The 12,483-nt window shown below is 32.5% G+C and carries 8 protein-coding genes; all 8 read right to left on the reverse strand.

Annotated features, from left to right (window positions below; genetic code table 11):
* Window positions 1-186: 186 nt before the first annotated feature.
* The 8 genes from AC0NBN_RS09010 to AC0NBN_RS09045 all read right to left on the reverse strand — a co-directional run bounded on the left by AC0NBN_RS09010 (window position 187) and on the right by AC0NBN_RS09045 (window position 12,409).
* Window positions 187-1,437, reverse strand: a complete 1,251-nt coding sequence (locus tag AC0NBN_RS09010) for a site-specific integrase (RefSeq protein ID WP_074229951.1) — start codon at window positions 1,435-1,437, stop codon at window positions 187-189.
* Window positions 1,438-1,753: 316 nt separating this feature from the next.
* Complete coding sequence (locus AC0NBN_RS09015; RefSeq protein WP_143884597.1) at window positions 1,754-2,059, reverse strand: NIL domain-containing protein; 306 nt, start codon at window positions 2,057-2,059, stop codon at window positions 1,754-1,756.
* A gap of 331 nt (window positions 2,060-2,390) precedes the next feature.
* The gene (locus AC0NBN_RS09020; protein WP_160812376.1) at window positions 2,391-5,240 is read right to left on the reverse strand and encodes an insulinase family protein; all 2,850 of its coding nucleotides are present in this window, start codon (window positions 5,238-5,240) and stop codon (window positions 2,391-2,393) included.
* A gap of 299 nt (window positions 5,241-5,539) precedes the next feature.
* Window positions 5,540-6,220: a hypothetical protein gene (locus tag AC0NBN_RS09025; RefSeq protein ID WP_160812377.1), complete on the reverse strand. Its 681-nt coding sequence runs from the start codon at window positions 6,218-6,220 to the stop codon at window positions 5,540-5,542.
* 118 nt (window positions 6,221-6,338) lie between these two features.
* A complete protein-coding gene (locus AC0NBN_RS09030) occupies window positions 6,339-7,286 on the reverse strand; it encodes a T9SS type A sorting domain-containing protein (RefSeq protein ID WP_160812378.1) in 948 nt (315 codons plus the stop codon).
* 161 nt (window positions 7,287-7,447) lie between these two features.
* Entirely contained in the window at window positions 7,448-8,782 is a 1,335-nt protein-coding gene (locus AC0NBN_RS09035) for a trigger factor (protein ID WP_160812379.1), read from the reverse strand.
* A 492-nt stretch (window positions 8,783-9,274) separates the two neighbouring features.
* Window positions 9,275-10,366 carry a redox-regulated ATPase YchF gene (gene ychF / locus AC0NBN_RS09040; protein ID WP_143884602.1) on the reverse strand — a complete coding sequence of 364 codons (1,092 nt, stop codon included), beginning with the start codon at window positions 10,364-10,366 and terminating at the stop codon, window positions 9,275-9,277.
* 99 nt (window positions 10,367-10,465) lie between these two features.
* Window positions 10,466-12,409 (reverse strand): ATP-binding protein, encoded by a 1,944-nt coding sequence (locus AC0NBN_RS09045; RefSeq protein WP_160812380.1) that lies wholly within the window; start codon window positions 12,407-12,409, stop codon window positions 10,466-10,468.
* Window positions 12,410-12,483 lie beyond the last annotated feature (74 nt).

The following is a 12,483-nucleotide window of genomic DNA, read 5'->3' on the forward strand; positions in this document are numbered from 1 at the left end:
AAATGAAATCGACGAGGGGATGAGAAAGGGAATTGCATTTTTCAATTTTCTGTTTCAAAAGAAGCAGAAAGCTCTTTTACAGCGTTGGGATATGCAGAGGAGAGTAAATGTGCTTTTGCTTTTAAAATTAAAGCCCAAAAAAAAGCAGAACCGTTAAGTTCTGCCTAATGATAAAATAAAAATGGTTTAAATAGTTGTTGAAAAAGCTTCTTCCATAGCAAGAAATTTAGGCGCAACCAAATCCATATCCTTGCTAATTTTTTGGCTTGTGATTTTGGCATAAATCTGTGTAGTAGCAATATTTTTATGCCCCATCATTTTACTAAGACTTTCCAAAGGCACACCTTCGGTCAAAAACATTGTTCCAAATGTATGTCTCGCAGTATGAAAGGTAACTTTCTGTTCAGTAATAATCTCGGCATCTTCCATTAATATTTTAATGTGATTATTGCAAGTTGTATTGCCAGGAACCGGAAAAATAAATTCATTGCGTGAGGTGCCTTGGTATTTTTCAATTATTCGTTTTGGAATATCCATTAAGCGAACATTGGATGCAACATCAGACTTCTTTCTTCTGCTGATAATCCATTGATGACCATCAAAAAAAGATTGGATATTTCTAACGGTCAGTTTTTTAATATCTACATACGATAACCCTGTAAAACAACTGAAAATAAACAAATCTTTTACCAGCTCATATCGAGGATGCGATGGTTTGCACTTCATTAATTTTTCAACATTCTCTTTCAGAAGATAACCTCTATCGGTTTCTTCCATACTGATTTCGTAATCCTCAAAAGGACTGTTACGTATCAAACCTTTTTTCATCGCCAGTTCAATTAAGCTTAAAACTGGCATCGTGTAAACCCAAACCGTGTTGTGGCTACATTGTTTATCATATCGAAGATAAAAATCAAATTCTCTGATAAAGTCGCCAGTTAACTCACGGAAAGCCATATCGTCTCTATGAAATCGTTGGCTTATGAAATCTGAAAGGTGAGTATAAACAATATTGTATTTGTAGTAGGTGCTTTCTGCACGTTCTCCCTTATCGACTAAATTTTTAAATTCTGAATTCTGTTCGTTAAAAACTTTTAAAATGGCATCATTCATTACGCCGACACCTAAAAATGACAGTTTCACTTTTTGTGATGTAGCAAAACCTTCGTGTTTCAGCATATCTTCATAAATCTTGTCGATGCGCCCACGAATGTTATCCAACTTTTGATTGATGTTTAAAGCAACTGAACTTTTTCCCTCAACTCTCCCAAATTTCAAATTCCAATTATTTGGATTGATTTCTAGCTTTGTTCCCAAAGTTTTAGCTGTTCCGTCAATGGTAATACGTGCCATAATGGGGGCATTTCCATTCTTTTTCAGTTCATTCTTTTTCAAATAGAAAAGTAGTTTGAACGTTGACTTTTTTGTCTGTTCCATAACTCAAATGTTTAATGATTAAAATTAAATTACATTGAGTTACAAGGGATTATGAAAACAAATGCAAAACACTGAATTATAATCAGTTACCACAAAATTACAAGCTATCAACAAGTAACGAATTAGTAACCAAACCTTGTCATTTCAAGTCCAAAACCGGTAAGACAGAGCATTCCATTCTTAGACTATAATTTTACAAATCACTGTATAGCAACGGTCTTAATCGTTTTTCTTACTTTTGCTTATTATTAATCTTTTTATGAAAAAAAAGCGCCCAATATTATTGGAACGCTTATCAAACTATATGGACTTACATTTATGAATATTTTCGGCAGGTATACTCTACCGTGGTATTTAAAAGCTTGTTTTTATTAAGGAAAAACTCAACCTGTTGAGATTCTTCATGAGTTGCATAAATACGTAATTGAAATGAACCGAAATTGTTTCCGTCAATATACTCCACATTTGCATTGAGTAATCTGTAACAAATGCCCATTTTCTGATTTATAATATCCAGAATCTGATCAAATTTCATCTTTCCGTTCAATTCTACCTCAAGAATAAGATCCTTCTTGATACTGTTGGCTATTTCAGATTTTGTCTGCACAATTGGAATAATCATCACTAAAACATTTTTAGGTTACACTTCAATTACATTTTTAATCATTAATTCTTAGCAAAAATATAAAAAATAATTAGTCTACCAAATTAGTAGGGTAAATATTTTACATAAAAAAACAACCACTGAAAATTCAGTGGCTGTTTTTTGCTTTTAGTAATGGGCTAAATATTTAAGATTATTACTTTCAATTATATAAAAAACTTTAATGTAAACCCTGCAAAGAGTCCTAGACTCACAAATGCTTTACTTTCACTTCTCAACTCGTAAAGTCGTTAAAACTTATTGAAGTTTGCAAAGATTTTCGATATAATTAATTACTAATATTCAAAAATTATTTAACAGCTTCCATTTTCGTTCCAGCAACTTCGCTTTTTGAAGCTTTTTCCCATCCGTCTTCAGGCATTAGTGTAGCAATCACTTTTTCTTTAGTTAAATATTTCTTAGCTACATTCTGCAAATCTGCAGTTGTGAGATTGGCAAAAGCAGATTCCATGTTTAGGAAAGCATATTTATCTCTTCCATCCAATTGTGGCTGAGAGATCTGCCCCAACCAGAAATTATTTTCTTTCAGTCTGGTCTTATAATCATTAAGCTCTCCTTCTTTATATTTGTTGAGATCTTTTTGTTCTGGTCCTTTTTTAACAATTTTATCCAGCTCAGCTAATGCAATCTTTGTCAATTTATCCGCATTTTCAGGACCACAAGGAAACTGCATACTGAAAGAATATGAAGAATAAGGAATTCTGCCCATTCCGCCGTTTGCACTCGTTGTATAAACACCTCCTGCTTCTTCTCTCAACTGTTCAGTTAATTTTATTTTTACCACTCCGCCTAACGCTCTTAGTGCAAGATCTTCTTTTTCATTGTAAGGAGCTTCTCCTGAATAAGTAATCTGAACCATACTTTTAGGATCCTTTCCTTTTTTGTAAGTCTTATTAATTTCTCCTTTCAACTGTCTGTATCCAACATCTTTAAATGTTGTGCTTGTTCCTTTTGTAGGCAGACTTGCAATATATTGCGTTACTAATTGTTTAAGTTCCGCTTCATCAATATTTCCTACAAAATAGAAATGGAAATTACCGGCATTACCAAATTTTTCTTTATAAATATTGTATGCTTTGTTATAATCTGTATTATCCCAATCTTCTTTTAGAGGAATAATATTGGTAAATCTTGGATTTTTCTGGTTCATATACTTCATATGCTCGTTCATGAAATAGAACTGAGGATTTGAAAGCATATTATCTAAGAAAGCAGACTGCTTCGTTCTGAAAGCATTGAAACTTGCCGGATCATTATTAAGCCCCGTGAAATAAGCATACAAAAGCTCCATCATCGCTGCAAAATCTTTTTTGGTGGATCTTCCTGTGAACCCTTCAAATAAACTGCTGATTGTAGGATTTACATAAACCTGTTTTCCTGCCAAATATCTGGTTACATCGTTTTGTGTAAATCCGTTAACCCCGGCTTCTGTTAAAGCAGCGAAAGCGTGCTGTGTTTTCAGAACATCAGAATCAGAAAGAAGAGAAGTTCCTCCTAAGCTTCTTGCAGAAAACATAATTTCATCATCTTTAAAATCAGTTTTCTTGTAAGTAACTTTTGCTCCGTTACTTAGGGTAAAAGTTGTAGTTCCTAATTTGCTGTCTGTTTCTGTTTTAGCAATACTTCCAGTTGACTGAAACGGATTCACAAGATTTTTAATGCTTTCCTTTTCCTGATAAGGCTCTATTTTTGCCATTTTTAAATCAGAAAATACTTTCAAAACATCTGCCTCAGCAGGATATTTTATCGTCTCTTTTTTAGGTCCGGTAATAACAATAACTCTACTGTCTTCTTTCACATACTTCTTCAAAACATTATTGGTTTGTTCAAGAGTAATTTTTGGCAGTTCTTTTTTGTACTGTTCGTATTCCCAAGAAATACCAGGAATAGATTCCTTTTCTAAGAAATTTCTTACGTATTCGCCAATCAATCTTCCGCTTTCGGTTTTGTCTCTGTTGTTGTAAGATTCTTCATATCCTGAAAGTAATTCGGTTTTTGCTCTTTCCAATTCAGATGCAGTAAATCCAAATCTGTTGGCTCTTTCTACCTCTTCCAGCAAAACTTTCAAAGCTTCCAGCTGACCCCCTTCTTTGGTCATAGCATATCCTTGAAATGCCTCCTTGGTTCTTCCCCAAGATCCGCCGTGATAAACATATCCAAAAGTAAACGGAGGATTATTAGATTCCACCATATCATTGTAGCGGTTGTTTATCATTGTAGTAACTACATTATCCAAAATACTCTTATTAAAATCTTCCACAGTAAGATCCGGCGTATAATTTTCAGTGTCTTTCATCACAAACTGAACGCTTGAGCCTGTAGCATCGGGATCACTTTCAATAGAAACTAAAGTTTCCTTGTGATTGGGAATTTCAAAAACATTTCGTTTTCTTGGAGACGCAGGATTTTTATATTTACCAAAATTAGCTTTTATCTTCTGCTCAATCTCATCTACATTAATATCTCCTACCACTACCAATGCCATTAGATCCGGACGATACCAATCTTTATGAAATCTTCTCAGTACATCTGGATTAAATTTTTCTAAAATTTCTTTTTTCCCTATTGGAAGCCTTTTTGCATATGCAGAATTATACATCATTTTTGGCAGCCATTTATCCATCATTCTTTTATCTGCACCTAATCCCAAACGAAGTTCTTCCAAAACTACTCCTCTTTCTTTGTTGATCTCTTTGTCGGTAAGAAGCGCATTAAAAGCCCAGTCTTCCATTACTTTAAGACCTGTATCCAGATTACCCGGCTTATCTAAAGGAACGGGGAGCATATAAACCGTTTCGTCAAAACTGGTATAGGCATTAAGATGCTGACCAAACTTAATTCCTATGGATTCTAAAGCATCAACCAATTTGTTTCCTGGAAAGTTTTTAGTTCCGTTAAAATTCATGTGTTCCATGAAGTGAGCCAGGCCTTGCTGATCCTCATCTTCCAAAATAGAACCAGCATCTATAGCAAGACGCATTTCTACTTTTTTTTCAGGCTTTACATTTTTTTTGATATAAAACTTCATTCCGTTGGAAAGAGTACCCGTTCTCACAGAGGGATCCATCGGTATGTTCTGTGCAAAAGCACTAGCCGACATCACTACAATGGCGACTGCAGACAAAAACATTTTTTTCATAGATGTTTATTATTTATTTTATGGTTTAAATATACTATTCACTTAACGAAGAAATAATAACAATATTATATTCAAATTGAATATGTAATTTTAGTTGTTATATAAAGAGAGATAAATTCAGAAACAGAATGTTCTAATGTAGACTGTAAGGTATTTTTTCATCATTTATTAATTTCAGACAAAAATAGAACAATCTTAAACAAACTAACGGTTTGTTTATAGTTAAATATTAGTTAAAGTACCTCATATAATAAAAAAACCGGAATAAATCCGGTTATATTATGTTAAATTAATAATTTTCATTTAAAGTCTGTTTCACTTACTCCTGAGTTCAGGGTTACTTTGTTGGTTTTAATAACTACTTTCTGACCGCCGCCTTCTGCTTCAATTACTTCGGGAAACTTTATGCCATCAACACTGATATAACTCTTGATTACAGCACTGCTTAGCGCATTAACTGTTTTGTAAAGCAGACCTGTAGAACTATCAAAGTAAAGCTTAGTTCCATTAGAAATCAAAACATTATAGTCTTTACCTTCTGATGATTCTGAAGCTGCAGTATATTTTGAAGCTTCAAAGCCCAGCGCATCAATTGTTCTTCCCTTTTTCAGTTCCAAAATCCTGTCAGAGGTAAAGTCCATTCTTTGTCCTGTCTGATTAGAATATCCTTTTTCCCCATCAAATACACTTACAATTTCTCTCCCCATAATGGTCTGCACAGACTTAAATTTATTGCCCATCTTTTTAGTAACCGAGCTGATTTCTACGCCCTGTGTAGAAATCACATCCTCGCTGACGGAAGATTTTACAGATTCAAGTTTAGATTTACCGCCTACCGCTTCAATATATTTATCTATAATCTGTTGTGGTGTAAGCTGATATTTTGTTTTTACAACTGTTATATCAGTTTCTGTACACTTTGCACTCATAGTTGAAGACATCAATATTGCACAGAAAAATGGAATGATTATCTTTTTCATTTTAAAATTTTAAGAGTAAATATATGAAATAATGATTTATAAGCTCAATCTGAACATCAAAAAAGCCTTAAGAACATCCTAAGGTTTCAGATAATAATATTAGAATATGGAAATAATGTTATTCTTTGATGAATTTTGTTGTCTTTGTGTTCCCGTCTCTGTCTATCATTTGTAAGATATAATTCCCTTTGGAAAAGCTGCTCACATTAAGATGTGTAGTTTCGGAAATATTTTTTTGTGAATATATTTTTTGACCCACCATATTAAAGACATTAAGCTCTACCACATCACGGGAAGATTTTATGTACACAAAATCTTTTGCCGGGTTAGGATAAATTGATAAAGAATCATCAAATTCTACAGACTTAACACCAAGTGCGTCTAAGGCATTAATTTTAACATACGAAAAATTTGCATTAGCCACACTTCCTGTTGACTGTAACCAGCATGCACTGAAAAGTGTTCCGTATCCTGCAGAAGAAGTTCCGGCAGCGTGAGTGGAAGCAGAACTTCCGTCACTTCCTGTATGTCGAATTTCTATTAAAAGATTGGTTCCGGTATACAGATAGGGAGTATCAAAAACGATGTCAAAAGTAAAATTATTAGGATTTCCTCCGGCAGTTAACGATCCCGCCGGAATTACAAGGCTTCCTGAGCGAACCTGGGTTTGAGTTCCAACCACATTGGCTGCAAAATTAAGCTGTCTGTTAGCCGGATCTACACTGTTGCTCAGATAAATCTGATAATCCGAAAACGTAGTATTAGTTGCAGGCCACGGATTTGATACAGTTGTTGGCAGCCGAAACGAAATTGAAGTAATGTATTTACCCGAAAGTGTGGTAAGCTGTGAATCATCAATTAATAACTGATTGCTTCTTGTACTGTTGGCAAGTGGTCCTAAAAATGCACCGGTAACAAAGTTTTCAGGGACAACTTTAGAATTTTGAGCAAATGTATTTCCTGACGTAAAAAGAAGTACGAAAAAACAAATAAGCAAATTATATTGCTCGACCGCAAAAGTAAAATTGTTTTTTTGTGAATTAAAAATAAGTAAAGGTTTAATCATAATGTGAAGTTTTTTATAATCAGTAAGATACAAAAAAATATCAATATTATGCATTGCATTCAAAATCACACATAGGTGTAAAAGATATATGCTGAAACCTGCTTCATAGAACAAAAAAACCTCCGAAAATTTCGGAGGCTAATATTATATATGTAGAAAAATTATTTCTTCAACTCTTCTAAAAACTCGTCATGAGAGATCTGAGTTTCTTTTTTTGTAGCTTTTTCAAGAATTACATCTTTCAATTTAGTCATCGCAACTTCAGAAGAAATCTGTCTTACCTGCTCCTGATCTTTTAACATTTCAACAGCATATTTTTGAATTTCTTCATCTCCTAAATGATGAATTCCGTAGATTGCCAATTGATTTTTCACTAATTGCTCTGCCTGAGCCAAAACATCAGCATAATCCAGCTGAATTTCGTTCTCACTCATCAGTTTACCTTCAATGATCTGATATTTTAACTGGTTTTTCTCAGCAGCAAGAATTTCTTTCGCCTGATCTTCATTCTGGATGTTCTGATTAGAAAATAATAACCATTTTACCAGAAAATCTTCAGGAAGCTTTACTTCTTCTTTTTCAGAAACCTGCTCAAGAATTTTGTTTACAAAATGTACATCTGCATTTTGCTGAAAATATTCATCCAATTCAGATTTTACTTTTTCTTTAAGCTCTTCTTCAGTTTTGATGTTTCCTTCACCATAAACTTTATCAAACAATTCCTGATTAAGCTCTGCAAGGTTCAAAGAATAAAAATCTTTTACTTTTACCTCAACCTCAGCATGGTGTAAATGTTCAGCTTCTTCTTTAGAAAATCCTAATTCTTTTGCTAAAGTTTCATCACCTGTAAGTGTTTCTTTAGAAACTTTTACAGACTCATCCATTTTCAATGACTTCACCAGCTTGAAAGCTGCTTTGTTTTCAGCAGTAATCGTAGCCATTTTCGGAGCGTGATTATGCTCTCCTTCTGCGCCTTCCTCAACTACCTGAGTAATTTCTAAAGAAACATAAGAGTCTTTTGTAATTTTGTCTTGCGGAACCTGCTCAGCAAAACGTTTCTGCATGTTTTCAATACTCTTGCTGATTTCTTTTTCAGAAGCTTCTACTTTGTAATGTGGCGCTTCATATTTAGAAAGATCGATAGAAAATTCAGGCTCGAAACCTACTTCAAAAGCCACTTCCAGTTTCTCTGCATTATGATTAAAATCATTTACAGGCTGCGGAACCGGCTGACCAACCAATCTCAACTTATTTTCGTTGATATAATTGTTCAAAGCATCAGAAACCTGCTTGTTGATCTCTTCAAATGCAATACCTGCTTCATATTGCTTTCTTACCATACTCAAAGGCACTTTTCCTTTTCTGAAACCAGGAACCTGTGCGTTTTTCGCATAGTTAATCAATTGCTTTTCTACTTTATCTTTGTAGTCAGATTTTTCTAATGTAACTGTAAGCAATGCACTTACATCATCATGATTTTGAGCTGTAACGTTCATTATCGATTAAAATTTTAGGTTGCAAAAATATGAATTTTTTATTAAAATAAGTCATTCATTTTATTATAATAAGTTAAAATACGGTTCTGCACTAAAAAACAGTTGTTAAAACCTTTGTAAACACAATTATTATACTTCTACTTTTTAAAATCACATACATTCAGGTGTAAATTCATCCGAGAACTATAACATTTATGTATTTCTTAAAATGAAGGTATTGCCTAAATTTTTTGAATTTTGATTTAATTTAAAATAAAATTGATTATCCTTTATTAATCATAATTCTTTATTAAACATAAAAGGCACTAAGATTCTTTTATATATAAACAATTCTTTATTTCGCAAAAGCTTTTGACTTCATCGAACCTTAGATTCACTCAACAAGAACTCAAAATATTTCAGTCATGATAAATTATGGACAATCATTAAAAAAAACGCTCCCAAATTCATGGAAGCGTATTTAAAATATTATATAACTAACTTTTAATATTTTTAAACATTAAATCTGAAATGCATAATATCGCCGTCCTGCACGATGTATTCTTTACCTTCTACGGAAAGTTTTCCGGCTTCTTTTACTTTCGCTTCTGAACCGTAATTCACGTAATCATTATACTTAATAACTTCTGCACGGATAAAACCTTTTTCAAAATCGGTATGAATAACGCCTGCAGCTTGAGGAGCCGTCCAACCCTGCCCGATCGTCCAGGCTCTTACTTCTTTTACACCCGCCGTAAAATACGTCTGTAGCTTTAGCAAATCATAAGCTTTTCTTATCAAACGATTAACTCCGGGTTCTGTAAGACCTAATTCGTCAAGAAAAATTTCTCTTTCTTCATAGGTTTCCAGTTCGTTGATATCGGCTTCAATCTGAGCTGCCAAAACAACAGTTTCAGCACCTTCATTTTTTGCCATTTCTTCAATCTTCCCAACCCACTCGTTTCCGTTTTTTATAGAATTTTCATCCACATTACAAACATACAACACCGGCTTGTTGGTCAAAAGCTGAACATCGCCAATGATAGATTTTGTCAGATCATCAACTGCAAATTCTCTTGCATTTCTACCGTCTTCAAGATGTTTTTGCAACTTTTGAAGTGTTTCATAAGTCAGAATATCTTCTTTTTTTCCGGATTTGATAAACTTCTTTGCTTTTTCAACAGCTTTTCCCACTGTTTCCATGTCTTTCAGCTGAAGTTCAATATCTATAATTTCTTTATCTCTTAACGGATCTACCGAGCCTTCAACATGCACAATATTTCCGTTATCAAAACATCTTAAAACATGGATAATCGCCTCACACTCACGAATATTGGCAAGAAACTGATTTCCTAAACCTTCCCCCTTACTGGCTCCTTTTACAAGACCTGCAATATCTACAATCTCTACAACGGCAGGCAAAACTCTTTCAGGATTTACCAGCTTTTCAAGCTCGAATAATCTATGATCCGGTACAGAAACCGTTCCTAAATTCGGCTCGATGGTACAGAAAGGATAATTCGCCGATTGTGCTTTAGCATTGCTCAAGCAGTTAAAAAGAGTTGATTTACCTACATTCGGTAAGCCTACGATTCCACATTTCATAACGTTAGATTCAAAGTTTGGGTTTAAAGTTTAAGGCTGTTTTCACCTTTCGCTTTCAGCGTGCAAATATACTTATTTTGCGGCGTATTAAAAAATGATTTACTTATAATTGGATTTTTGGATGAAGTTGTACATTTCATGAGTAATAGAAACAATTTTATCATTGTCTTTAAAATCATCCCAAGTGATTTCTTCTTTTTCTGTCAATTCTAAAACTTTATAACTTACTTCAGACTTATTCATCAAAGTTCCTTCAGCTTTATCCCAAATTTTATTTAATTCAGGAACATTTGCTTTAATATTTTTCAAGAGTTTTCCAATATATGAATCTTTATAAGTTTCTTCCTTTTTCCTTTTTAGAGAATTCGATATTAGATTCTGAATTCTTTCAATTTCTTCTTTTGTTTTTACTTTTCTTTTGTTACAAAAATGAATTAAGATTTTATCCCAGACTTTAAACGGTAATACATTTTCTATTTCTTTATAATCTTTAGTAGTTTGATAAATAAAATTTTCATTTTCATCTGCTATCTGCTGATAAATTTGATGTTTATTATCCTTGTATTCACCGTCATAATCAGAAATCAAGAATATCTTATTATTAATTGAAAAAGCATTAATTTTTTCTTTCAATTCTTCTTCATCAAAATTATAGTGGTCAATATTACTTCCAGCATATTCAATAAAAGCAAATTCAATATCTTCTTTGGGATAAGTAATCTTTTTATCTCTACAGTATGCCTTCAAAAATGCTTTCAGATAATTGCGGTCGGAAATTCCTTCAACCCAAATTGAACAGTTTGCAAGAAACACTGAAGAATTAGTAACTCCTAAATATTGAAGTGCAGAATTATCTCCATGATTAACGTTTTTAACGACAAATTTATCTTTATTAACTTTATTAAACAGGAAAATAGAAATGTCATCTTTTTCAATGGTCAAATCTAAAAAGTGATTGGAATGCGTAGAAATAAAATACGTTAGATTCTTTTCTTTTAAAAATTTGTTTGTGGTAATTTGTTCTAAGAATAGACGTTGCATTCCTGGGTGAAGGTTAATTTCTGGTTCATCAATAAAAATTAGACTATCGTTCTCACAAGTATAAATTTTATACATCAAAATAAATAATGCCTGAATTCCATCCCCTAATTGATGTAAATCATTACTTTCTCCATCTATATACACATTAATTATTTCAGAATCATCTTTACCATCATGTTTATCATAAATATTAAATTTCGCTACAATTTCAATTTTCTTATTTTGGAAAAAATTTTCTGACAGAAATTCTTCAAATTTTTCGAAAGATTCTCTTTTCTCTTTTATATCGTTTCTGGTGTTGACAATTTGATAATATAAATCTAAACCTGTGAAAATATCAACTTTTTCTTTGTCCAGTTCATAGCTTTTTATAATTGTATTTTTAAATATGTCCTCTGAAATTTTTGAAAAAATTTCTTTTTTTATACTAAATATTGAATGGGCAGTTCGTAATGTTGGAATGAAAATTTGTTTTTTATTTTTTAAAAAGTCAATATGAATCATATCTTTCAATTCATCAAGTAAATTAGAAAGCAACTCTTTATAATTATCTAATCTTGTATAACTCTTTCCATTAAACTCTTTAATCAAATCATTTGAATTAGAAAGCATTTGCAACACATTAATATTGAAATCTATTAGTTTTAATATTTCGAACTGGTTATCTGAATAATTTAAATTTTTAAACAAAATTTCTCTGTTTGCATTTTGATAACCCTGATAGCGAACATTCTGAACAAAATTATATGCTCCAAAACTGTTTTCATTTATAATATCATTAAAACTGACAATAGTATTTTGTAAATGGCATCGATCTTCATAGAAGCACGTTTTACATTTTAAGAAATTTCGTATAAGCCTACTTTTACCGCTATTATTCGCACCAATCAAAATATTAATATTGGATAAATCTCGCAAACGATAAAGTGCAGAATCATTTTCATCATAATAACTTTGAAAATCATTTTTGTTTGAAAATATAATATCAAATTTTTCACTCATAATTATTAGCTTTCCTCAAAAGTAGCAAAACTAAATCAAAAAAATCTGCCAAGAATTTTGACAGATTTTCAGAA

The organism is Chryseobacterium sp. L12, assembly GCF_056133985.1.